This window comes from Vibrio sp. Isolate30 (genome assembly GCF_022397975.1).
GTDB classification, from domain to species: Bacteria; Pseudomonadota; Gammaproteobacteria; order Enterobacterales; family Vibrionaceae; genus Vibrio; species Vibrio fortis.
This window is the reverse complement of sequence record NZ_JAKEUS010000006.1, coordinates 209157-231293: the sequence shown is the minus strand read 5'-3', so window position 1 is coordinate 231293 and position 22137 is coordinate 209157. Positions and strand designations below refer to the sequence as shown.

Below are 22137 nucleotides of genomic sequence, written 5' to 3'. Positions count from 1 at the left end.
AGCATTGATTTAAAAGTTAATAACTTGATCTAGGTTGCAAAGCACACAGCTTTTACCCTGCAATCAGTGTTAGAATACCCGCAAACAACTAGACAAGATTGAATTGGAATTTACGGAATGACCGAATTAAAAAATGATCGCTATCTACGCGCACTCTTAAAACAGCCTGTTGATTACACGCCAGTATGGATGATGCGCCAAGCAGGTCGTTATCTTCCAGAGTACAAAGCAACTCGTGCTGAAGCGGGTGACTTTATGTCGCTTTGTAAGAACGCTGAACTAGCATCTGAAGTAACGCTTCAACCTCTGCGTCGCTTCCCTCTTGATGCAGCAATCTTGTTCTCAGATATTTTGACGATTCCTGATGCAATGGGTCTTGAGTTACGCTTTGCCGCGGGTGAAGGTCCAGTATTTGATAAGCCAATCACTTGCAAAGCAGACGTAGAAAAAATTGGCCTGCCAGATCCAGAAGGTGAACTTCAGTACGTAATGAATGCAGTACGTCAGATCCGCAAAGACCTAAACGGTGACGTGCCACTGATCGGTTTCTCTGGTAGCCCATGGACACTAGCAACTTACATGGTTGAGGGTGGTAGCTCTAAAGCGTTCACTAAGATCAAGAAGATGATGTATGCAGAACCTCAAACTCTGCACCTACTTCTAGACAAGCTAGCAGACAGCGTAATCGAGTACCTGAACGCACAAATCAAAGCGGGCGCTCAGTCAGTAATGGTATTTGATACATGGGGCGGTGTACTGACTCCTCGTGATTACAACCTATTCTCACTGCAATACATGCACAAGATTGTTGACGGTCTTATCCGTGAAAACGACGGTCGTCGCGTACCAGTAACGCTATTCACGAAGAACGGTGGTATGTGGCTAGAGCAGATCGCAGCGACTGGCTGTGACGCAGTTGGCCTAGATTGGACAATCAACATCCAAGACGCTGTGAAGCGTGTGGGTGATAAGGTTGCTCTGCAAGGTAACATGGATCCTTCTATGCTTTACGCTTCTCCAGAGCGCATCCGTGAAGAAGTTTCTACAATCCTTGAAGGCTTCGGTGATGCAGGTACTGGCCACGTATTTAACCTTGGTCACGGTATCCACCTAGACGTGCCGCCAGAAAATGCAGGCGTGTTTGTAGAAGCGGTACATGAACTATCTAAGCCTTATCATAAGTAACACTTAGAGTTCGATTTATACCAAAGCCCCTCGCTATTGCAGTGAGGGGCTTTTTCGTTTCTGGGCGTTTCAACGAGTGTCTCGATAATTTTCGACTATGATCTACATAACGTGGAAATTCGAAGGAGTTGAGTATGTTGAGAGTGGGTTTTGCTTGGTTATTAAGTGTAATGCTGGTTTCTGGTTGCGCTTCGGACGTGGCGACCGATTACGACTCCTCGGTCGATTTTAGTGGCTTTTCTACCTATCAATATCATGAAGACCCCAATACTCCGGTGACCTTAGATGGCGCTCGAATTAAAAAAGCGGTCGACAAAGAGATGGCACTGAGAGGAATGCGCTTGTCGGAGTCGGATGGTCAATTGACTGTCTACTATGAGATTTTAGAAGCCTCTGAATTGCTGGCGGATGGACCCACCTTTAGTTTTGGCTTTGGTACGGGCAGCATCAATAGCCGATATGGCGCTGGGGTTAGTACACCAACTCGAGTTAAAGAGAAGAAATACGGCAAGCTCAGTGTAAACTTGATTGATACCCAAACCAATGATGTGGTGTGGCGCTCTGTCTCTCAAAGACAGCTGACTGAAACCATGGATTCTGAAGAACGAAATGAGTTCGTTCAAGATCAGGTTCAGCAGATGTTCGAAGAGTACCCAATTGCAGCGCCACAAGTGAAGTAGGTAGTTAGTAGCCTTTGTCGAAATCGATCTGGTACTTGAGTTGGAAACCATCGCGCCAAGAGTGGTAATTGTTGGCAAAAATCTCGACTACCTGACGCGGCTCGCTAAGGGCTGCAATATGAGGGGTGATGGTAATTTGGGGCAGCCCCCAGAAAGGATGTTCTTGTGCTAGTGGTTCGCTTTCAAACACGTCGAGGAACGCGTGTTCTATCCAACGATTTTTGAGTGCTAACAACAGGCTCGCTTCATCGAGTGTATTACCACGGCCCACATTGAATAACAGTGCCTCTTGGCAATGACTAAGCAACTCACCATTAAGCAGTTTGTTGGTTTGTGGTGTTGCAGGCAGGGTATTGACGATGATATCGGCCTGCTTTAAAGCAACATGTGCTTCGTTGATATGGTAAGTGCTATCAAATGAGCTTTGACGCGGTGGTATACCAGTACGGTTAACTCCAATCGCTTGAATACCGAAGGCTTGCGACACTTTTGCAAGGTGGCTACCAATTGAGCCCGTGCCGAGAATCACCATGGTGCGGCCGCTGAGCGATTGATAGAGCTGTGGTTGCCACTGCTTTTGCGCTTGTTGCTGGTGGTAGTGTTGAAAGTGGCGGTAGTGGCTGATGCTGTAACCTAAGACATACTCGGCAATGAGTGGTCCGAAGATGCCTCTGACGTTGGTGAGTGTGTAATCTTGACGAAGCTCAGGGCTAGTTAGCATATTGATACCGGCGTAAGTGCTTTGCAGCCAATCCAGCTTGGTGAACTCGTTCAGGCGTTGAGCAACCAGAGGTGGAGCGGCGAGTACAATGTCAGCCTCTGCAGCGTTTTCTGTGATTTCTAGGTCGGGTAAGGCGTGTTCAATGACCAGTTGTTGGTAGGTGTCGTTGTGCTCGGTGAGAATATAGAGTTTATTGGTGAAATTGTTCATCGGCTTACCTTTTTTCCCTAAGGTTTATCAAGTACACTTTCGCTGTCTTTTTCTGCAACTATTGAGTGACTATGCTACAGAATCCACTTCAGGTTCGTCTTGAAAAACTAGAACCTTGGCAACAAATTACTTTCATGGCGTGTCTGTGTGAGCGTATGTACCCTAACTATGCCATGTTTTGTGAGAATACAGAATTTGCCGAAGCACGAATCTACCGTGATGTGTTAGATAGTGTCTGGGAGATCCTAACGGTAAAAACCGCGAAGGTGAACTTTGAGCGTCAACTAGAGAAAGTTGAAGAGCTATTCCCAAGTGCAGAAGATTTTGACTTCTACGGTGTATATCCTGCGATGGACGCGTGCCAAGGTCTTGCTACACTGCTGCATGGCTTATTGGATCGTGAGCACTTGTTTGAAGCGGTGATCAAGGTTAGCCAACAGTCGGTTAAGACAGTTGCGGATCTGGAGTTTGCTCAGGGTGCAGACGAAGTGACTAACCAGAACCAAAAAGAGAACGAAGCAGTATGTGAAGAGTGGGACGTTCAGTGGGCTATCTTCCGCCCTCTACGTGAAACCACGGAGCGCGATATTGAGTTGATTAAAGATCTGCGTCATGAACTGCGCGAAGAGCCTGTGAGCAACATCGGTGTTGCTATCTAAGCTTTCAATCGAACAGTAAAAGTAAAGGCTCCCGAGGGAGCCTTTATTGTATGCGCTTGATTATGCTTTTTTGTCAGTTGAAGAGCTTTCTGATTCTTGGTTAACTTCTGCTTTGGCTTCCGTTTTTTCCTCAGTCTCTAGCTCTTCTTTTTGTTCCGCTTTCTCTTCGAGCTCTTCTTCATGCTCGTCATCGCGGCTTTCGATTACGCCGTGGGTCTCTTTCCAGTTCTCCCAGCGCTGAAACGCAAGCTCTTGCATGTCTGTATTTTTGTCAGCTTCATCGACAATCTCTTGGCCCACTAGGTGCTCAAAGATGTCTTCAAGGGTAATAATACCTTGGATAGTACCGTACTCATCGACCACCATCGCTAGTTGCAGGCGCTTAGCCATCATCTGGTCGAAAGCTTTTGGTAGCACTAGGTTGTTAAGCAACACGTGAATTGGTCGCGTTACATCACCCAGTGATTTTTCACCACTGCCCGCTTGTTGTAGCTTGAATAGCTCCAAACGGTGCACGAAGCCAATAATGTTGTCACTCTGCTCGCTGTAAACCAACGGGCGTGAGAATGGCGTCTCTTTGTGCTCAGATAGAAACTCATTAATTGTCATCTCAGCATCAACACGAAATACGACAGGGCGTGGCGTCATTACTTGAGTGACTGGAACGTCTTGAATGCCAAGCAAGTTGCTGAGGATTTTAGATTCACCCTCTGCAAACTCACCGCTCTCTTTCGCTAAGATCGCCATCGCAGATAATTCGTCGCGCATCTTTGGTGCTTCGTGACCACGCGCTAGACGCTTGGTAATTTGTTCTGAGAACCATACAAATGGCGTGAGGAAGAACACCATCCAGCGCAGTACAGTAGACGATGCTGGCGCTAGCTGACGCCAGTAGGTTGCACCAATCGTCTTAGGTACGATTTCTGACAGTACTAGAATGCCTAACGTAAGTACGGCAGAGAAAACACCTAGCCACTGGCTACCAAACACAACTGCCGCTTGTGCACCCGCAGTCGCAGCACCGATAGTATGCGCGATGGTGTTAAGCGTTAGGATAGAAGCGAGAGGTCTATCGATGTCTGTTTTCAGTTTGTCGAGAGACTCGGCCGCAGGGTGCTCATTTTGTTTTAGTTGAGCGATGTAGCTCGGACTAATACTCAGTAGCACAGCTTCCAAAACAGAACAGATGAAAGAAACTCCAATAGCAATGGAGACGTAGATAGTTAGCAGCAGCATGTTTGCCCTTAATGATAGATTGTACGCTTTGTCAGCGATTCAAGCTGGATTATAGAAAAAAATTGATGCTTTGGTCATCATTAATTTTAGTCTCAGCCCCCTTTAAACAAGGGCTGGGAAGGGAATTTCAGTAACAAATTGTGAGTTATTACTCATATTATGGCTAAAACTACGGCATTAGAGTCAAAGATCGTCGACAAACCTTTGCCAGATGGGGCATTTATGTTTTAGAGTGAATTGAATTTAAAAATACAAAGAAGGGAAACCTAAAATGAACAAGACCCAATTAATCGACTTTATTGCTGAAAAAGCGGACCTTTCTAAAGCTCAAGCGAAAGCTGCGCTAGAAGCGACTCTTGGCGGTGTAACTGATGCTCTTAAAGACGGCGATCAAGTTCAGCTAATTGGTTTTGGTACTTTCAAAGTAAACCACCGTGCAGCTCGCACTGGTCGTAACCCAAAAACTGGTGATGAGATTCAAATCGCTGCTGCAAATGTTCCAGCATTTGTTGCGGGTAAAGCACTGAAAGATTCAGTGAAATAATCTAAACTGTACCGAGGTAGTCGTATTCCACCTCGGTACAGGTTTTATGAAAAAAACATTTCTTCTCGTTTCTCTCTTCTCAGCACTTCTCGTTGGATGTTCTTCATCTAATCCGACACAAAATCTCGAACAATTTGAAACCTACACCGGCGGTCAGGTTATGGGTGATGCAACCAGCTTTTACTGGGTCACTAATAAGCTTACACAGCCACACAGCTCTGCCGATTACGTTACTGTAGGCGATTATGGCTGGTACAAAACCGATTATGCTTGGTCAGATGGCATCCTACGCGAATTCATCCGTGAAGGTGAACAGCGCGACTCTAATGGCAAACTCGTTCCATATCGAGTTCATGTACGCTTTAATACATCGGGTGACGCGGTCTATCAACAACATCGCATCGATGGAAAAATCTTACCGATTCAAGCCGAACAGTTAGAGCGCTACAAAAAAGAGGCGAGTGGTGTCTTAACCGCGACTGATAAGCAAAACGGTGAAGGCTTAGAGTTGCTACAAGGCTACTGGAATGGCCGCTCATTTGAGAGTTGTGATGGTGACGAGTTCTCCGAGTTTGAGTTTAACCAAACATTACCAAGCTTTGTGATTAATCGCTTGGCAACCGTCGACAGCTATGCTGCGGTATTAGGTAATGTATCGCTTGGTAAGGGTAGTGTTTCTGTTGAAGAGCTGCTGATGCTAGCAGAAGACAGTCACAACTGTATTGTGCGTCCTACGTTGCTGAAAGAGCAGTAGAATTATGGTGTTGAGCAATATTTGGAGTAAAAGGATCATGGTAGGCCAAATACTCTGAAGGCTGTAATACCAATCACAGTAAATAAGTGATCAAAAATAGCGCAGGAAAAAGGCTTGAGGACAAGGCAGAATTTTTCGATAAGTAGTTATTCTACAATCAAAAATTCTAACGCAGTTATCGAGCATTTTTACAAGCTAGGGTGAGCAATTATTTACTACGATTGGTATAAATTAGGCTCAAAAATTAAAAAAGGCGCATGATGCGCCTTTTTAGTATCTGCAATCTTAACAGTGATTACTTCTGTTCGCGCTCAATCGCACGGTAACCGATGTCATTGCGGTGGAACATACCATTCCAGCTAACTTGCTTAGTTAGCGCGTACGCACGCTCCTGAGCCTCAGAAACGCTATTGCCAAGGGCCGTTGCACATAGAACTCGACCGCCATTCGTCACAACGTCGCCAGCTTCGTTATTCGCTGTACCAGCGTGGAAGATTTTTTGACCTTCAACATCGCCTGTCGGTAGTGAAATCACGTCACCTTTTGCGTAGTCAGCAGGGTATCCGCCAGCTGCAAGAACAACGCCGATTGAAGCGCGTGGATCCCACTTCGACTCAGCTTGGTCGAGCTTCTCGTCGATAGCCATTAGGCAAAGTTCAACAAGGTCAGACTCCATACGCATCATGATAGGCTGCGTTTCTGGATCGCCGAAGCGGCAGTTGTATTCGATAACTTTCGGCGTGCCGTCAGCGTCGATCATTAGGCCAGCGTAAAGGAAACCTGTGTAAGGTGCGCCTTCAGCATCCATACCGCGTACCGTTGGGTAGATAACTTCTTCCAAGATACGGTTGTGGATTTCTGGCGTGACTACAGGAGCAGGAGAGTAAGCACCCATGCCGCCGGTGTTAGGGCCAGTGTCTTTGTCGCCCACACGTTTGTGGTCTTGGCTGGTGGCCATAGGCAGTACGCTAGAGCCATCTACCATCACGATGAAGCTAGCTTCTTCGCCTTCAAGGAACTCTTCAATCACTACGCGGCTACCGGCTTCGCCAAATGCGTTGCCTGCTAGCATATCTTTGATTGCATCTTCCGCTTCTTCAAGAGTCATCGCAACGATAACGCCTTTACCAGCCGCAAGGCCGTCAGCTTTAACTACGATTGGCGCACCTTGCTCACGAACGTAAGCGATAGCTGGCTCAATCTCAGTGAAGTTCGCGTAAGAACCGGTTGGGATATCGTGACGAGCTAGGAAGTCTTTAGTGAATGCTTTAGAGCCTTCCAGCTGCGCTGCTGCTTGAGTTGGACCAAAGATAGGCAGACCCACTTCGCGGAACGCGTCAACCACACCAATAACCAGTGGCGCTTCTGGGCCAACGATAGTCAGTTCAATTTGTTTCTCTTGAGCAAACGCCACTAAACCAGCGATGTCTTCAACACCGATGTTTACGTTTTCTAGTTTTGGCTCAAGTGCAGTACCTGCGTTACCCGGAGCAACGAAAACTGTTTCAACGTTTGGGTTTTGTGCTGCTTTCCAACCCAGTGCGTGCTCACGACCGCCTGCACCAATAATCAATACATTCATGTTTTAAACCTTCAATCAAAATTGATAGTAGTAGAACTAGAAAATGTCTGAGCAACACTAAATGATAGTGTTGCTCATCTCGGAGCGCAGCGTTCTCGTTTCCCGTAGCGAAGCGCTCTCGTATCTTTTCTTTCTAGTGGCGGAAGTGACGCATGCCCGTAAAGATCATCGCCATGCCGTGCTCATCTGCTGCAGCGATAACTTCGTCATCACGCATTGAGCCGCCTGGTTGGATAACACACTTGATGCCCGCTTCTGCAGCCGCGTCGATACCGTCACGGAATGGGAAGAATGCATCAGATGCCATTACACAACCTTCAACCTGTAGACCTTCGTCTGCAGCTTTGATGCCTGCGATTTTCGCAGAGTAAACACGGCTCATTTGGCCAGCGCCTACACCGATAGTCATGTCGCCTTTTGAGTAAACGATCGCGTTAGATTTCACGTACTTCGCTACTTTCCAGCAGAATAGAGAATCTTTTAGTTCTTCAGCGGTTGGTTGACGCTTAGAAACCACTTTAAGGTCATCTTCAGACACCATGCCTTGGTCACGGTCTTGAACCAGTAGGCCGCCGTTAACGCGTTTCACGTCAAAGCCAGTTGTCTTAGTTGTCCACTCACCACACTCAAGTAGGCGAAGGTTTTTCTTAGCCGCGACGATTTCTACTGCTTCAGCAGAAACAGAAGGAGCAATGATAACTTCAACGAATTGACGTTCAGTGATAGCGGTTGCTGTCGCTGCGTCTAGTTCGCGGTTAAATGCGATGATGCCGCCAAATGCAGACGTTGGGTCTGTTTTGAACGCACGGTCGTAAGCTTCTAGGATATCTTTACCTAGTGCTACACCACATGGGTTAGCGTGCTTAACGATCACACATGCTGGCTCGTCGAACTCTTTCACACACTCAAGTGCTGCGTCAGTGTCAGCGATGTTGTTGTAAGAAAGTGCTTTACCTTGGATTTGGCGAGCCGTAGAAACAGACGCTTCTTCAGGGTTTGCTTCAACGTAGAATGCAGCTGCTTGGTGGCTGTTCTCACCGTAGCGCATGTCTTGCTTCTTCTCGAACTGTTGGTTGAACGTACGAGGGAATTTCGACTCTTCATCACCTTCTTTGTTCTCACCATAAGATGGAACCATAGTGCCAAAGTAGTTTGCGATCATGCCGTCGTAAGAAGCCGTGTGCTCGAATGCTGCGATAGCTAGGTCGAAGCGAGTTTCTAGTGTTAGAGATTTTTCGTTCGCGTCCATTTCAGCGATAACGCGGTCGTAGTCATGAGCGTTCACAACGATAGTAACGTCTTTGTGGTTTTTCGCTGCAGAGCGAACCATTGTTGGACCACCGATGTCGATGTTCTCAACGGCATCAGCAAGCGTACAACCTTCTTTAGCAACGGTTTCTGCGAATGGGTATAGGTTAACAACAACCATATCGATAGGATTGATGCCGTGAGTTTCCATCACTTCATCATCTTGACCACGACGGCCTAGAACGCCACCATGAACTTTTGGGTGTAGAGTCTTAACGCGGCCGTCCATCATTTCTGGGAAGCCAGTGTAGTCAGATACTTCTGTTACAGAGATGCATTTTTCAGCAAGCAGGCGAGCAGTGCCACCGGTAGATAGGATATCTACACCACGGTTAGCAAGGGCTTGTGCAAATTCAACGATACCAGTTTTGTCTGATACGCTGATTAGGGCGCGGCGAATTGGACGAGCGTTATTCATGCTTCCATCTTCCTCAAATTCATGGAGTTAAAATAAAGATATTTGCCAAAAAAGAACTTGTTTCTATCTTCTACACTCTGAGTGGAGTACAACAGAGCAAGAGATAAAATATTGGCCAGTTTTGGTAAAGACCTTTGAGATTCCGCTTCTTCTTATGTTTAATACCTAAGAAAGTAACAGTCTCCAAATTTGATGGCGCACATTCTAACTAATTTATTACAAAAAAGCTCGCGCAATCGTTTGGCATCTCAAAAATAATTATGAAAATTGCCATTTGAGCTTGAAAAGTAACGAAAAGGTTAATTGTGGCAGTAACGAAAAATCAGGAAAAACTATGTTTCAGATAGGAGAATTGGCGAAACGTTGTGGCGTGACGGCGGATACGCTGAGGTTTTATGAGAAAAACCGTCTGATTGCCCCTGCAAGTCGCAGTGACTCTGGGTATCGCCTCTATGATGAAAATAACCAAAAGCAAGTGACATTCATTCTAAAATCAAAGGCGCTGGGCCTGAGTCTCGAAGAGATTAAAGAATTACTCGATATTCGGTTAGAGGCCACGCAACACAGTTGTGCGGAAGTGAAGTCGATTACCAGCGCCAAGTTGACGATGATTGATGAGAAAATTGCCGAGTTGAGCCGTATTCGAATCGCACTGAAAAAAATCAATGACGCTTGTTGTGGGCATGTGGATGATGATGCAAGCCATTGCTCGATTTTAGCTGCATTGGATTCCGAGAATACCCAGAAAGGCAGTTGTTGCGGCGACTGAGCACCGATATAAAAAAAGCCCAACTTACTGAGTAAGCTGGGCTTTAAATTTCTATACGTCAGAACGATTAGTTCATGCCGTATTATCAATTCTAACATTTCTCTTTGTTTATCTATTTCTATCATTAGTTCAGCTAAAGTCACTAATTACAGTGGTTTACGGGCTGATTGTGTTTCTGTTTGTTTATCTTTATCTTTGTTTGAGTACGGTTAATTGTGGGTTTTAGTGTGGGTTGGTTTATTGCTCATAAAATCTGTAAGTAATTCATTATTAACTTAGTACAGTTAGGACAGTTAGGACAAAGTAAGTAAATACAACAACTTAAAGTGACCTAACCTTTAATTCTAATTAGGACAGTATTAGGACAGGGTTGAGACATGGCATTAACAGATTCAAAGCTGAAAGCACTAGACGGAAAGAAACACGATAAAGCACCTATCAAGATTGCAGACCGTGACGGGCTAACCATCTACCACCGCAAGACAGGCAAACTCTCATTTGTATTTAGATACCGCTACAACGGCAAACCTCAAGATTTAACACTTGGTACTTACCCGGTAATGAGCTTGGCAGAGGCCAGAAGTGAAGCTATTGAGTGTCGAAAGGTTTTAGCTAGTTGTCACGATCCAAAGGTTCAGAAGCAACTAAAAAAAGAGAAGATACTAGAAGCCGTTACGGTTAAAGATGCCATTACATACTGGCTAGATAACTACGCGGCTAAGAACAGAGCCAACCACGAAAAGCACCGAGCACAGTTTGATAAGCATGTGTTCCCATTTATTGGTCATTTGCCTTTAGAGCAGTGTGAAACTCGACACTGGGTGAAAGTTTTCGATGATATTACCAACGGCACACACCACAGAGCAGCACCTAAAGCTAGTGGCTACATCCTACAGAATGCCAAGCAAGCACTTAAGTTTTGTCGTAATCGACAGTTTGCTCACTCTACAGCACTAGATGACCTTAATATCTCCGACATAGGCGAACACCAAGGGAAGAAAGACCGTGTTTTGTCATGGTCTGAACTCATGGATGTTTGGCACTGGACGCAGGACATCAAATCTAACTGGTATTACAAAAACCTAGTACACCTATTAATCGTGTTTGGTTGTCGCACTCAAGAGATAAGACTATCAAAGGTGGATGAATGGGATTTGGACGAGATGATTTGGACAACGCCAAAAGCGAACAGTAAGACAGGCCAAGAGATTAAACGACCAATACCAGAAAGCCTAAAAGACCATATCCAAAGCCTAATTAGAATATCAAAGTCTGGGTACATCTTAGGAGAGTTAAAAAGACCAGAGGCAGTATCTAGTGTTGGTAGTGGCTTATGTAAAAAGTTGGGGCACAAGGAATCATGGACGCTTCATGATTTACGTAGAACGTTCGCAACAAAGCTAAATGACATGGAAATAGAGCCTTATGTAGTAGAGCAGATGTTAGGTCACGCACTAGGTGGGGTAATGGCTATCTATAACCGTTCGCAGCACATTGAAAAGAAAAGAGCAGCATTAGAGATATGGATATCAAAACTAACAGAGACGCATACACACCAAAATGTGGTGGGGATTAGATAGCGCCAAACACAGTAGAACTCGATTAATTAATCAACTTTCCTCTACTCTAGTTCGAGCGGACTTATCCGTTTCTAGGTAAAATGAACATAAATCAACAAACAGGAGTAAGCGACATGCCAGAAAAACTAATCACTATTAAAGAAATGATGGAGCTGATAGGCAAGAAAAGAACAACTATTTACAAAATGGTTAAGGATGGGAGATTGCCGCGCCCAATTATCGTTAGAAACAGAACACAAGGCTGGACTGTGTCTTCATACAATAACTGGATTGAATCAAACAGTTAATGGGTTCATGTTGGGGTTTATGGATTGAATCTCATTGGTTTGGTTGTGTTAAATCATTTTAAAACAATCAGTTGTAGGGAGTTAGTTAATTCATAGGTAGTTATCAAAGGGGAAAATATGAGCAATAGTGAGTTAATAGGCGTACCAACAGAGGCGATTCCACCACTAGGTAAACCAGAAAGGCAAATGCTGGATCTTTATCTTGAAGGTGATGCCGTTTCTGAAGATGAGCTGTGCGAAAGATTCGGTAGAAACTACCGCTCAATACAACAAAGGTTGCGTGGTGATAGATATCTACATTGGAGGTTCATTGATTGTGTTGAGGATGGTGTTATCGAGTCTAGATACATTGACCCAAGGCACTTAAGCCAAGACAGAACAATGGACGCATTAGCAAGAGCCGAGAGAAAAGCAGAGCTAAAGTCTGATTCTCATAAAGAAGCAATGAACGGTGCAAACCGAGTTAAGAGCGCATTTGAAGAACTTGAAGAGGCAAAAGCAAAGTTATTTGAACTGCTTGAAATGAAAAAAGCCCACTAAGTAAGCAGGCTTTCCAAAACAGGCTGGTGGTGTATCCGACCAAAGAATGACCGCCAGCCAACTTAAAAGAGTTTATACCATTATGGCTAAGACATCACGAAAAAAAGACGAGTCATACAGACTAGAGAAAGCACTAGCTGACGCAATTTGTCACGAAATGCCTATCTCATTTGGTGACGCTGAAAATATTGATGTGTCGCGCATCGGTAATGAAACCAACAAACGAATCATATCTACATTCAAAGAGCTTTATCAAACCCCAACCACACAGCCGAGCAACAAACAGATTGCCGATGATATTCATTGCTCAATGGTTCAAGCTGGCTATTCAGCAACAGACGCAGATAAAGAAGCTGACGCAGTTGAATCACTCACGGGAAGAAAGAGAGAGCCAAACGTTAGCCTAGTAGCTGACGCAATTAACTACCTCACCACTGACACCACCAAGCCAACCTACTTACACTTAGTAAGCAAAGAAGAATCACCATTAGCTTATGACGTTTTGATTGATTTGTGTCGCAAGGCCACAGATGAAGAATTGGACGAACACAGGGAGCAGATAGTTAACACGTTCAATGCTAGCCATTCAGTTGTGAAGCATGGCTCTAAAACGCTTGTGTGTGAGAAATCTACAGACTACAAGGGCAATGTTAGCTACGAATTTACACAGGAACACCAAAAGCGCGGCTTTTATGCGAATTTAAATTTTACATACATGGCAGAGGACAAGATTAAGAAAGCCAACTGTTTTGATTTATGGATGAAAGATATTGACCGAAAGACATATCACGGTGTTGTGTTTGACCCATCAAATCGCGCTGGTGGTCGATTCTTAAACATGTGGTCAGGCTTTGCGGTTGATGCTGTAGAGGGTGACGACAAGCTAGACCGTATTATGTGGCACTTGCTCCACATTATTTGTAATGGAGACAACGAGCACTTTAAATACCTACTTGCTTGGATGGCTCATATTGTTCAAAAACCAGAGAAAAAGAGCGGTGTTTGTGTTGTTCTTAAGTCAGAAGCAAGAGGCACGGGGAAAAGCACAGTATCAATATTGCTTGAAAAGCTATTAGGCCAACACGCTATGCGCGTACAGGATGGTAAGCATTTACTTGGAGCATTTAACAGTCACCTAGCAAATAAGCTATTTGTGACCATTGAGGAAGCATTCTGGAGTGGTTCAGCTAAAGACGCTGGCAAACTAAGAACGTTAATCACAGAGAGCACCGTCACCATTGAAGCTAAAGGAAAGGATGCTATTGAAGTGGATAGCTACCACCGCTTTATGATGTGTACAAATAACGATTGGGCAGTGCCACAAACGCAAGATGAAAGACGTTTCTTTGTGCTCGAAGTGTCGGAAGAAAAGAAGCAGGATAAGCAATATTTCTCAGAGCTGTATCAAGATATTGAATCTGGTGAGGTTATGGGACAGTTGTTTAATTTTCTAAAGACGTACGACATTGAACCGTACAACCTAAGCAAAGCACCAAAGACAGACGCTACACAGCAGCAGATTATGGAGTCACTACCTAGTGAGGCTGTATGGCTTAAGTCAGTTCTAGATGAGGGTTCACTGGTTGATGGTAATGTTTGTCACGATCTTGATTCTGTTAAAGTCATTCCTAAAAAGAGTTTCTTTAATTCATACACGGAATATTGCGACAGGATGAGCTTACAAAGCTATGACAGGTGTAATGATATTAAGCTTGGAACATACTTAAAGAGAGTGGTCGGTTTGCTTGATGGTGGTAAGAAGTCAATTAATGGGGAGCGCCCTAACTGCTACAGAACAAAACCATTAGAGGAAATGGAACGACTCTTTAATGAGCACTACGAATACAAGTAATAATGACCGTCCAATAAAGGGCGGTTTTTTTGGTTTGATAATCACCTATGAACAAATTAAACCTCATAAGTTGTTGTTAATTATTGGTTGTTCTGCGATTTTTGCTTGGATTTCTTATTTTAAACCCACCGTAAACCCCAATACTCGCACTTTTTGACTCATGTTTTTGATAGGTAAGGGTACAACCAAAACATGATTCCAGTTAGGAACTATCCAAATATGGAGGGGTGAAAATATTCCACCGTCTAATTTATTGGGATTCTAAATAATTGGGCGCGTCTAATGGTTACTCAACTTGAGTAAGCGCAATATCTTTGTATGTATTCCGTCCAAATCTGGACACATCATCGACAACAGTGTCGAACTCACCACCTGTGGAAGTTACTTTTCGGAAGTCATGGGGCAATTCTTAGAGTCCATAAAAAGACCTACCAAAAGTTTGGGACATCTAACCCTTGCACTGCAAGACTCTAAACGTCATATGAACCCTACCGTAAAAATACGGAATTTTAACGGCTCAAGTTGAGTGATTAATAAGAAACTGGTTTAACTGGTGGTAATGATGTTTTTGTGGTGGTTATTTTCGTAATTTGTCAAATTAATTGCATAAAAAGAGTGATATCGTTCACAGTTTTTAGTAAAATAGGTGTTGAAAGAGTGGTCTCGTTGCCTGCCAGTCCTGACTCTTTCAACATCAGCAGACGAGGGGCAACTTACGGGTTGCCCCTTTTCTTTAGGTACTTTTTGAGGTGGTACAAATGACAGACAACACAACTCCAGCCGAGATTGATACTGAAACAGAAGTAGCATCTCAAGAACAGAAACTTTCATACGAAGAGCTAGAAGCAAAGCTAAATGAAGCTAACGTTTCAATAGCAAAGTTGGAAGAGAACCGAGACAACATTCTCAAAGAAAAACGCGCTAAGTCAGATGCAAGCCACGAAGTTCAAGCCGAACTAGATACTGTGGCATCTAACTTTAGACAACACGTCGAAGACCAAATGGTTAACACATTTATTGATGTTGCTAACGGTCACGACGCTGAAAAGTTATTCAAGCAAGTGCTGAAAGACCACATTTCTATTGATATCAAAGAGAACAAGTTTGCATACATTGATAAAGACGGAAACGAATTATCTGTAAAAGAACTTAGAGACTTGATGGTTGAAGAATACGGAATGTTTATGAAGGCACCTAAAAGTTCAGGGGCTGAAGCTCGCGGTGGAGCTGCTGGACAATCACATAGCTCAAGCCGAGTTAAATCTAAAGCCAATCCGCAATTATTCGGTATTGGGAAATAGCAAATTAAGAAAAGAGATTTAATTATGAGTACATTACAAGACCTTATCCAACCTGAACAGTTTGTTGATTACATTCAGGAAAATTCAATTCTACGCTCTGCTTTGTTTCAAAGTGGCGCGGTAGTCACTTCAGACCTTATTCAGTCTAAAGCGAGTTCTGGCGGTGTGTCGGTAACTATCCCTGTGTGGAAAGACCTAGAAGACACTGATCCAAACCTATCTAGTGACAACATTGCGAGTCGTGCAACTCCACACGGTGTGAAAGCTGTAGAGATGAAAACTCGCATTGCCAATCTAAACAACGGTTGGTCGTCTATTGACCTTGCAAATGAGCTATCGGGTACAAACGCATCAAACATGATTCGAGGCCGTATCAATAGCTATTGGACGCGAGTATTCAACAAGCGAACTGTCTCAACACTGAAAGGTATCCTTGCAGAGTCTGTAGCAAACCATAACGGTGACATGCTTCAGGATGGTTCTGCGGCTCCTTGGAATTATGACTTAGTTGTAGACGCTGCTGTGGGCTTGTCTGAGAACCTAGACCAAATGCGCACGCTAGTTGTTCACCCTGATGTGTTCGGCAAAATCTGTAAGGATGCTAAGGGCAACGGCGAACTTAAACTAGAGTACCGTCGCATTGAAGAACTAAACATGGTTATTCCTGTTTATGGTGGCCTAGCGGTTCAGGTTGATTCAACCGTACCCGTTGACACTTCAGGCGCAACACCTGTTTACACGTCAATCGTACTAGGCGACGGTGCTGTGGCTGCTGCTATGGGTAAGCCTCTAAATCCGCTTGCTGTGTCTCGTGATGAGGCTAGTGCTGACGGTGGCGGCTCAGAGGCTGTGTGGTCACGTGTAAGCCCTATTATTCACCCGTTTGGTTATGACTGGAATGACATCAATGTAGCTGGTCAATCGCCTACTAACGCTGAACTAGAAGACGCTGCTAACTGGACTCGTCGATTTGAGCGCGAGAATGTACCTGTGGCATTCATTACCTCTCAAGTCTAGAGTCACCTGTCCTGAGCATGACATTAAAAGGCTCAAAGTTAGGAGTATTTATGCAAGTTGAAATCGAAACAATCTGTGTGAACGAAAAGCATTACCGACCTATCAAGAAATTTAACGGGTTCACACTTGCTCAGGAAGTCGTAACAGTTCGAGAGCCGTTCAAAGATGCGGTTGTTACTCTAAGTGACGTTTACACTCTACTGAATGAAAACGGTGTAATTGCAGAGTCATCCACAAAAGAATTTTCAAACCTAGTCAAAGCCTTAGAAGCTTTTAAGGTGGCATAAATGGCAAAATTCAGCAGTGAGAACCAACCGGCTAAACGTCGTGGGCGTGGTAAGTCAAAGTTAAGCAAGATACTTGATGAAAACACGATATCAGACGCCAAACGCCAATTGAGTGAAGCAGTTAAGGCCGGTGAACAGTGGGCTATTGTGGAAGTCCTAAAACGTATTGCACCACCACTAAAACCAGTGACGGATGCCGACTCACTGGACGGGCAATATCTAGAATTGAAGATGAAAGAGATTTCAGAGTTTGAGCAGCGCATACTAGCTCTTGAGGAGTCGCTAAATGAATCTAGAGAGTAGAATCAACAAGATAGAGCAGCGACTCAATAACCCCTCAAATATCAAATTCCCTACGTTCTCACAGTTCTTTTGTGCCGGTAAGCGCATGACATGGGATGAGTGGATGAGAGCCAATAACAAGCCCAGCAAAGCCCTAGAAGACATCATTAGCACGCACAATTCATTCTCTAACTTGTATGAGGAGGTGTGATGAAAACTCAAACCATAACCGAGCGTAGACTGGCATCACTTGAGAGTAAGATTAAATCCACATACAAGCCCTACATAGTACCTGTGAAGCGTGGACAGTCAGAAGATGAAGCGATGCGTAACACACTAGCTACACATGAACTGGAAGCCATAGAGAGCTATCCAAGCGACCAATTAAGCGTGATTTTCTTAGTGGAGGCGGGGCAATGAGAGAAGCAAAGCGAGAGCTAATTAAGTCTATGGTGGGCAAGTCAAAGAGTATTAAGCCGGCACTAAACCCCAGATACAACAAAAAACATGTGGACGACGACTTCACCAAGTCCATGCAACTTCTACAAGACGTTTTTACATTGGCATGTGATGAGGTGACGCTATGAGAGAGAGCGACGAAAGACTGGTAGACGCGTTATGCGCTGAATGTTGGGAAGTATTCTATCCAAATTTCCGTGAACCCATGACTCCAGCGTCTAAAGCGCTTGTTTATCAGGTGGTGAAGAAGCGAGCGCGTAGAGTTCTTCAAACCATCCGAAAGCAAGAGAACGACAACTAAATTGCTTTGTCCTAACCATTAGGCCTATCTAGTCCGGACATGATTCAAAGTCAGGTCAGGTAAAAACTCTTTATTTTCAATGGCTTGTCCGTACGTCCTAAGTGTCACCACTTTTTTGCGTTTTTTTCCCCATATTTTTCACATGATTTAAATTTAGGGTGAAAACAACTGGTGGAAATTTGCGCGTGGGTTAATTTGTGGGTTCAAAACAAAAAGGGGCTATTCAATTAAGAATAATCCCCTTTGCTATCAATCGGTTAACTAGTTGTTTCTAGTTCATGCCGTATTTTTTAAGTTTCTTGCGAAGAGTACCGCGGTTGATACCCATCATAGTTGCTGCGCGAGTTTGGTTACCGCGAGTGTACTGCATGATGGTGTCTAGTAGTGGCTGTTCAACTTCAGCTAATACTAGTTCGTATAACTCGCTGACTTCTTGACCGTTTAATTGAGCAAGGTAGTTTTTCAATGATGCTTTCACTGAATCACGTAGTGGTTTTTGCGTGATTTGGTCTTGTGATGTTACTGTAGTCACTGTCAATGCTTCTGAAGTCAGATTTTGTTCGAACATATTCGGTCTAGCTCTTCTCGTAATTATGGTGCAACGTTATCAAAATAACCTTCTAACGCCTCAAGCTGCAGATCACCTGCTTCGAGTGCGTTGAAGGTACGGCGAAACTCACTCGCTTGTTCGTGTTCTTTTAGGTACCAACCCACATGCTTACGAGCAATGCGCGGGCCTAAAAACTCTCCATAAAACTCATGCAGAGCGTGAACATGACCAAGCATGATGTCCTTCACTTCCGAAGTCGGGAGTGGGTCCATCGTGGTGCCGTTTTCCAAATAGTGGTGGATTTCCTGGAAAATCCAAGGACGTCCTTGGGCAGGACGGCCAATCATCAAAGCGTCAGCACCGGTGTACTCCAGCACAAACTTCGCTTTCTCTGGGCTATCGATATCACCGTTAGCGATAACCGGTATAGAGACAGCTTGTTTCGCCGCTTTAATGTGTTTGTATTCGGCCTCACCTTTGTACATACAAGCGCGAGTTCTCCCGTGAAGGGCAAGCGCTTGAATGCCGCAGTTTTCGGCTATTTTAGCGATTTGGACACAGTTTCTGTTATCTGTGTCCCAGCCTGTACGAGTTTTTAACGTTACTGGAACGTCAACCGCATTTACTACAGCCTTCAAGATCTCTTCAATAAGATCTGGGTATTGCAGTAGTGCGGAGCCCGCAAGCTTCTTATTCACTTTTTTGGCTGGACAACCCATGTTGATATCGATGATTTGAGCACCGTTCTCAACGTTGAATTGCGCAGCTTCGGCCATAAGCTGTGGATCTGCACCAGCGATTTGCACTGAACGAATGCCCGATTCGCCTTCATGTACCATACGCTGCTGAGACTTTGACGTTTTCCAAACCTTTGGATTGGAGGACATCATTTCACTGACTGCCATCCCCGCTCCATAGCGAAGACACAACTCACGGAATGGTCTATCCGTTACGCCAGCCATTGGGGCGACGATTAGATTGTTCTTAAGTTGATAATTTCCGATTTTCAAAACGTCATCACAGTTCTGTACCAGCAAGGGCGCGCATTTTACGCATTTTTTTGCTGCGTGAAAAGACTAATATTTGAGCATTTACAATTTGTTTTTGTAATTTGCATAAAATTCAGTCAATTAGCGCTCAAAGTCTTATCTAGCCTTGCTTGCGACCAGAGATTCGACACCACTCTTGCTGCTCGATAATCGGATCAATGTGAAGCTCATCACGGTAATAAGTCGCAACGTCTTCTGCTTGTGTATCTAAAACACCCGACATCGCTAATACACCGTCTTCTTTTACTAGACCCTTAATGATGCCTGAAAGTTCACGTAGTGGGCCTGCAAGGATGTTCGCAACCACGACATCAGCAATAAGGCCTTCTGGCTGATCTTGAGGAAGGAACACTTCCAGTTGGTCAGCAACGCCATTGCGCTCGGCATTGTCTTTTGATGCAAGTAGTGCTTGAGGATCAATGTCGATCCCGATGACTTTTGCTGCGCCTAGTTTGATCGCTGCGATCGCTAGGATGCCAGAGCCACAACCGAAGTCGATCACTGTCTTACCAGATAGATCGAGGCCTTCCAACCACTCTAAACACAGTGCCGTTGTTGGGTGCGTACCGGTACCAAATGCAAGACCTGGGTCAAGCATTACGTTTACTGCGTCCGGTTCCGGGATGTCACGCCAGCTTGGGCAGATCCATAGGCGCTCACCGAATTTCATTGGGTGGAAGTTGTCCATCCATTCACGCTCCCAGTCTTTGTCTTCGATCTGCTCGACTTTGTGAGCGAAATCAGCAGGGAACATGTTGCTTGCTTTGATTTGTGCTAGAACGGCGCTGGTATCAATTTCAGCGTCGTATAGAGCTAGGATATCCGTATCACCCCAAAGTCGCGTCTCACCCGGCAGAGGCTCAAATACAGGGGTATCTTGTGCATCAAGGAAAGTGACAGAAAGAGCGCCAGTCTCTTCCATCAACATGTCGCCGATCTGTTCGGCATTTTCGTTGGTCGCATTAAGCTTGATTTGAATCCAAGGCATGGGTATGTGCTCTTAACATTGGTTGAAAATGAATTGGGCGCAGAGTTTAGCAGATTTAATGAGCGATTACCCTCTATTAAAACCATCGTTCCAGATATAAACAAACCCAGTGTTCGCGGTGAGCACTGGGTTAGTGGAAAGCTGAATTCGTCATTAGTCATCTAAACTGATTGCGGATACGCTGGTGGGTGCGACGGGGTCATCAATCGCAACAAGCGTTGTGATAGAGCCGCCAGTGAGATTGAGCATTACAGGCCCGATAGCGACTGTACTAGGCGTGTTAGCTGGCGTAATCATGATGTATACCGTACCCGGCATCACGGGTAGCAAACCGCTGTCACCTTTATAAGGAATGTCTTCCAAAATGACGTCGTCAGAACTTGGAGTCGCGTCTGCACTGACATAAATGTCGACCACACCTGCCAAGGTCGAGGCGTGAATCGCTCGTAGTTTTGCTTCCGTTGCGATTCTTCTTACATCATCTTCCACGACATAAAGCTCATCATTGCTTAGTCCATCTGCAAGGTTGCCGATAGCTAAAGCGGTGTAGGTTGTATTCTCTGCAAGTGAAGCTGTTAGCCCAAGGGCACTGACGATGCTGACAGGGCTGCTGCCGTTAACAGCAACTGCAAAGTCTGTCGATGCAGCATCAAGTGCTAGATAATCTGTTTTATCTTTATACATTAGGTTAAACAGGGGCGATCCGCTGATAGGTGCCGTGCCATTCACCCATACATCAACACCAGGGGCATCTGAAATTGTGTGTACTACGCGGATATCAGCACCACTATTGATGTCTTGAACGGTCAATGAGCTGCTGCCGGTGTCTACTAACAGAGCGACTGGCGACTCACCAGCCATGGTGTTATTGGTGGCTGCGACGAACCAGTCTGCGCCAGCAGGAACCACTATCGTCCCCGAGTCGTAAAATACTTGGGTTGGGTCAGATGGATCGGTGATACGCACTTGGTAAGTAGCTGCCGGAACGTTCATTGGATCGGTCACGCCGAGAAAGGAAACATCGTTGGCGAAGGGGGATGCTGTTGTCAGGTCAGCATTGGGAGCGGTGATGAACACATCCACAGTGGGCGCATCAGGAGCTGAGTGCATCACTTGAACTCGGGCATCGGTCGGAACCATGTAGTCCCTGGCTATGATTTGTGGTCCAAACGTGTTGTCGCCGACTTTCCCTGTGGCAACCACGTTGTACTCCTGGCCCGCCATTAGGTCGAGACTGGTTTCGGGAACGACAGTGGTGGTAGTGCCATCAGCGAGAATGGCATCAACTTGTACTGTGTGAGTACCGAAAGGAACAGGGATTTGTCCAGAAGACTGTTGATAATCAACGTTCTGTAGAGCCGGTTGACCATCAAGAAGTACGTTGACTTTAGGTGCATCAGGAGCAGCATGGAAAACGCGAAGGTAAGAGGAGTCTGCTGCTGAGATATAGTTTGGGTCGTCGTCATCACAACCTACTAGCGTTGCGCTAAGAGCGGTCGCAATTGCAATAGTTCTAATCAGTTTCATTGTCTTGTCTCCAGGTGATTTTTACATCACACAGATCTACGACTTGTTTGA

Annotated in this window: 25 protein-coding genes; 17 read left to right on the top strand and 8 right to left on the bottom strand. The window is 45.0% G+C overall.

What is annotated here, in order from left to right:
* Positions 1-117: 117 nt before the first annotated feature.
* Positions 118-1185: a uroporphyrinogen decarboxylase gene (gene hemE / locus L1D60_RS15930; RefSeq protein ID WP_032549917.1), complete on the top strand. Its 1068-nt coding sequence runs from the start codon at positions 118-120 to the stop codon at positions 1183-1185.
* A 134-nt stretch (positions 1186-1319) separates the two neighbouring features.
* Complete coding sequence (locus L1D60_RS15925; protein WP_239841979.1) at positions 1320-1865, top strand: DUF4136 domain-containing protein; 546 nt, start codon at positions 1320-1322, stop codon at positions 1863-1865.
* Positions 1866-1869: 4 nt separating this feature from the next.
* Here the strand turns inward: L1D60_RS15925 and L1D60_RS15920 are convergent, their stop codons facing one another.
* Entirely contained in the window at positions 1870-2796 is a 927-nt protein-coding gene (locus L1D60_RS15920) for a D-2-hydroxyacid dehydrogenase (RefSeq protein WP_239841978.1), read from the bottom strand.
* Between the two features lie 71 nt (positions 2797-2867).
* Between L1D60_RS15920 and L1D60_RS15915 the strand changes: the two genes are divergently transcribed.
* Positions 2868-3455 carry a DUF416 family protein gene (locus tag L1D60_RS15915; RefSeq protein WP_239841977.1) on the top strand — a complete coding sequence of 196 codons (588 nt, stop codon included), beginning with the start codon at positions 2868-2870 and terminating at the stop codon, positions 3453-3455.
* A 60-nt stretch (positions 3456-3515) separates the two neighbouring features.
* On the opposite strand, the gene L1D60_RS15910 is transcribed toward L1D60_RS15915, so the two are convergent.
* Positions 3516-4691, bottom strand: coding sequence for a hemolysin family protein (locus L1D60_RS15910; RefSeq protein WP_239841976.1), 1176 nt, complete (start codon positions 4689-4691; stop codon positions 3516-3518).
* A 271-nt stretch (positions 4692-4962) separates the two neighbouring features.
* Here L1D60_RS15910 and hupA point away from each other — a divergent pair, with 271 nt between their 5' ends.
* Positions 4963-5235, top strand: a complete 273-nt coding sequence (gene hupA / locus L1D60_RS15905; RefSeq protein WP_004729753.1) for a nucleoid-associated protein HU-alpha — start codon at positions 4963-4965, stop codon at positions 5233-5235.
* A gap of 46 nt (positions 5236-5281) precedes the next feature.
* A complete protein-coding gene (locus tag L1D60_RS15900; protein WP_239841975.1) occupies positions 5282-5989 on the top strand; it encodes a DUF1481 domain-containing protein in 708 nt (235 codons plus the stop codon).
* A gap of 295 nt (positions 5990-6284) precedes the next feature.
* Here L1D60_RS15900 and purD read toward each other — a convergent pair whose 3' ends face one another.
* Positions 6285-7571 carry a phosphoribosylamine--glycine ligase gene (gene purD / locus L1D60_RS15895; protein ID WP_239841974.1) on the bottom strand — a complete coding sequence of 429 codons (1287 nt, stop codon included), beginning with the start codon at positions 7569-7571 and terminating at the stop codon, positions 6285-6287.
* Between the two features lie 133 nt (positions 7572-7704).
* On the bottom strand, positions 7705-9297 hold the full coding sequence (gene purH, locus L1D60_RS15890; protein ID WP_239841973.1) for a bifunctional phosphoribosylaminoimidazolecarboxamide formyltransferase/IMP cyclohydrolase: 1593 nt from the start codon (positions 9295-9297) through the stop codon (positions 7705-7707).
* Between the two features lie 334 nt (positions 9298-9631).
* On the opposite strand from purH, the gene zntR reads away from it, so the two are divergent.
* The 12 genes from zntR (at position 9632) to L1D60_RS15830 (ending at position 17972) form a co-directional block, all read left to right on the top strand.
* Positions 9632-10066, top strand: a complete 435-nt coding sequence (gene zntR / locus L1D60_RS15885; RefSeq protein WP_239841972.1) for a Zn(2+)-responsive transcriptional regulator — start codon at positions 9632-9634, stop codon at positions 10064-10066.
* A 377-nt stretch (positions 10067-10443) separates the two neighbouring features.
* The gene (locus L1D60_RS15880) at positions 10444-11646 is read left to right on the top strand and encodes a site-specific integrase (protein ID WP_239841971.1); all 1203 of its coding nucleotides are present in this window, start codon (positions 10444-10446) and stop codon (positions 11644-11646) included.
* Positions 11647-11759: 113 nt separating this feature from the next.
* Positions 11760-11933 (top strand): AlpA family phage regulatory protein, encoded by a 174-nt coding sequence (locus tag L1D60_RS15875; RefSeq protein ID WP_239841970.1) that lies wholly within the window; start codon positions 11760-11762, stop codon positions 11931-11933.
* Positions 11934-12050: 117 nt separating this feature from the next.
* Positions 12051-12473 carry a hypothetical protein gene (locus L1D60_RS15870; protein ID WP_239841969.1) on the top strand — a complete coding sequence of 141 codons (423 nt, stop codon included), beginning with the start codon at positions 12051-12053 and terminating at the stop codon, positions 12471-12473.
* An 82-nt stretch (positions 12474-12555) separates the two neighbouring features.
* Complete coding sequence (locus L1D60_RS15865; protein ID WP_239841968.1) at positions 12556-14325, top strand: DUF5906 domain-containing protein; 1770 nt, start codon at positions 12556-12558, stop codon at positions 14323-14325.
* 758 nt (positions 14326-15083) lie between these two features.
* On the top strand, positions 15084-15626 hold the full coding sequence (locus L1D60_RS15860; RefSeq protein ID WP_239841967.1) for a hypothetical protein: 543 nt from the start codon (positions 15084-15086) through the stop codon (positions 15624-15626).
* Positions 15627-15650: 24 nt separating this feature from the next.
* A complete protein-coding gene (locus L1D60_RS15855; RefSeq protein WP_239841966.1) occupies positions 15651-16643 on the top strand; it encodes a hypothetical protein in 993 nt (330 codons plus the stop codon).
* 50 nt (positions 16644-16693) lie between these two features.
* Positions 16694-16930 (top strand): hypothetical protein, encoded by a 237-nt coding sequence (locus L1D60_RS15850; RefSeq protein WP_239841965.1) that lies wholly within the window; start codon positions 16694-16696, stop codon positions 16928-16930.
* Positions 16931-17233, top strand: coding sequence for a hypothetical protein (locus tag L1D60_RS15845; RefSeq protein ID WP_239841964.1), 303 nt, complete (start codon positions 16931-16933; stop codon positions 17231-17233).
* Entirely contained in the window at positions 17217-17423 is a 207-nt protein-coding gene (locus tag L1D60_RS15840) for a hypothetical protein (protein ID WP_239841963.1), read from the top strand. The genes L1D60_RS15845 and L1D60_RS15840 overlap by 17 nt, the downstream gene beginning before the upstream one ends.
* Positions 17423-17632, top strand: a complete 210-nt coding sequence (locus L1D60_RS15835; RefSeq protein WP_239841962.1) for a hypothetical protein — start codon at positions 17423-17425, stop codon at positions 17630-17632. Before L1D60_RS15840 ends, L1D60_RS15835 begins: the two co-directional genes overlap by 1 nt.
* A 163-nt stretch (positions 17633-17795) precedes the next feature.
* On the top strand, positions 17796-17972 hold the full coding sequence (locus L1D60_RS15830) for a hypothetical protein (protein ID WP_239841961.1): 177 nt from the start codon (positions 17796-17798) through the stop codon (positions 17970-17972).
* Between the two features lie 271 nt (positions 17973-18243).
* On the opposite strand, the gene fis is transcribed toward L1D60_RS15830, so the two are convergent.
* The 4 genes from fis to L1D60_RS15810 all read right to left on the bottom strand — a co-directional run bounded on the left by fis (position 18244) and on the right by L1D60_RS15810 (position 22086).
* Positions 18244-18540 carry a DNA-binding transcriptional regulator Fis gene (gene fis / locus L1D60_RS15825; RefSeq protein WP_004729744.1) on the bottom strand — a complete coding sequence of 99 codons (297 nt, stop codon included), beginning with the start codon at positions 18538-18540 and terminating at the stop codon, positions 18244-18246.
* 23 nt (positions 18541-18563) lie between these two features.
* Positions 18564-19532 carry a tRNA dihydrouridine synthase DusB gene (dusB, locus tag L1D60_RS15820; RefSeq protein WP_172974252.1) on the bottom strand — a complete coding sequence of 323 codons (969 nt, stop codon included), beginning with the start codon at positions 19530-19532 and terminating at the stop codon, positions 18564-18566.
* A gap of 139 nt (positions 19533-19671) precedes the next feature.
* Entirely contained in the window at positions 19672-20559 is an 888-nt protein-coding gene (prmA, locus tag L1D60_RS15815; protein ID WP_150893190.1) for a 50S ribosomal protein L11 methyltransferase, read from the bottom strand.
* A 153-nt stretch (positions 20560-20712) separates the two neighbouring features.
* The gene (locus L1D60_RS15810) at positions 20713-22086 is read right to left on the bottom strand and encodes a DUF4397 domain-containing protein (RefSeq protein ID WP_239841960.1); all 1374 of its coding nucleotides are present in this window, start codon (positions 22084-22086) and stop codon (positions 20713-20715) included.
* Positions 22087-22137 lie beyond the last annotated feature (51 nt).

What these genes read in the sequence shown, in the direction of transcription:
- zntR (WP_239841972.1), top strand. Translation starts at nt 9,632, where the DNA reads ATGTTTCAGATAGGAGAATTGGCGAAACGTTGTGGCGTGACGGCGGAT.
- L1D60_RS15810 (WP_239841960.1), bottom strand. Translation starts at nt 22,086, where the DNA reads ATGAAACTGATTAGAACTATTGCAATTGCGACCGCTCTTAGCGCAACG.
- L1D60_RS15910 (WP_239841976.1), bottom strand. Translation starts at nt 4,691, where the DNA reads ATGCTGCTGCTAACTATCTACGTCTCCATTGCTATTGGAGTTTCTTTC.
- L1D60_RS15925 (WP_239841979.1), top strand. Translation starts at nt 1,320, where the DNA reads ATGTTGAGAGTGGGTTTTGCTTGGTTATTAAGTGTAATGCTGGTTTCT.
- L1D60_RS15915 (WP_239841977.1), top strand. Translation starts at nt 2,868, where the DNA reads ATGCTACAGAATCCACTTCAGGTTCGTCTTGAAAAACTAGAACCTTGG.
- L1D60_RS15920 (WP_239841978.1), bottom strand. Translation starts at nt 2,796, where the DNA reads ATGAACAATTTCACCAATAAACTCTATATTCTCACCGAGCACAACGAC.
- L1D60_RS15870 (WP_239841969.1), top strand. Translation starts at nt 12,051, where the DNA reads ATGAGCAATAGTGAGTTAATAGGCGTACCAACAGAGGCGATTCCACCA.
- L1D60_RS15835 (WP_239841962.1), top strand. Translation starts at nt 17,423, where the DNA reads ATGAAAACTCAAACCATAACCGAGCGTAGACTGGCATCACTTGAGAGT.
- purH (WP_239841973.1), bottom strand. Translation starts at nt 9,297, where the DNA reads ATGAATAACGCTCGTCCAATTCGCCGCGCCCTAATCAGCGTATCAGAC.
- L1D60_RS15880 (WP_239841971.1), top strand. Translation starts at nt 10,444, where the DNA reads ATGGCATTAACAGATTCAAAGCTGAAAGCACTAGACGGAAAGAAACAC.
- prmA (WP_150893190.1), bottom strand. Translation starts at nt 20,559, where the DNA reads ATGCCTTGGATTCAAATCAAGCTTAATGCGACCAACGAAAATGCCGAA.
- L1D60_RS15865 (WP_239841968.1), top strand. Translation starts at nt 12,556, where the DNA reads ATGGCTAAGACATCACGAAAAAAAGACGAGTCATACAGACTAGAGAAA.
- L1D60_RS15900 (WP_239841975.1), top strand. Translation starts at nt 5,282, where the DNA reads ATGAAAAAAACATTTCTTCTCGTTTCTCTCTTCTCAGCACTTCTCGTT.
- L1D60_RS15855 (WP_239841966.1), top strand. Translation starts at nt 15,651, where the DNA reads ATGAGTACATTACAAGACCTTATCCAACCTGAACAGTTTGTTGATTAC.
- L1D60_RS15875 (WP_239841970.1), top strand. Translation starts at nt 11,760, where the DNA reads ATGCCAGAAAAACTAATCACTATTAAAGAAATGATGGAGCTGATAGGC.
- fis (WP_004729744.1), bottom strand. Translation starts at nt 18,540, where the DNA reads ATGTTCGAACAAAATCTGACTTCAGAAGCATTGACAGTGACTACAGTA.
- L1D60_RS15840 (WP_239841963.1), top strand. Translation starts at nt 17,217, where the DNA reads ATGAATCTAGAGAGTAGAATCAACAAGATAGAGCAGCGACTCAATAAC.
- L1D60_RS15860 (WP_239841967.1), top strand. Translation starts at nt 15,084, where the DNA reads ATGACAGACAACACAACTCCAGCCGAGATTGATACTGAAACAGAAGTA.
- hemE (WP_032549917.1), top strand. Translation starts at nt 118, where the DNA reads ATGACCGAATTAAAAAATGATCGCTATCTACGCGCACTCTTAAAACAG.
- hupA (WP_004729753.1), top strand. Translation starts at nt 4,963, where the DNA reads ATGAACAAGACCCAATTAATCGACTTTATTGCTGAAAAAGCGGACCTT.
- L1D60_RS15845 (WP_239841964.1), top strand. Translation starts at nt 16,931, where the DNA reads ATGGCAAAATTCAGCAGTGAGAACCAACCGGCTAAACGTCGTGGGCGT.
- L1D60_RS15850 (WP_239841965.1), top strand. Translation starts at nt 16,694, where the DNA reads ATGCAAGTTGAAATCGAAACAATCTGTGTGAACGAAAAGCATTACCGA.
- purD (WP_239841974.1), bottom strand. Translation starts at nt 7,571, where the DNA reads ATGAATGTATTGATTATTGGTGCAGGCGGTCGTGAGCACGCACTGGGT.
- L1D60_RS15830 (WP_239841961.1), top strand. Translation starts at nt 17,796, where the DNA reads ATGAGAGAGAGCGACGAAAGACTGGTAGACGCGTTATGCGCTGAATGT.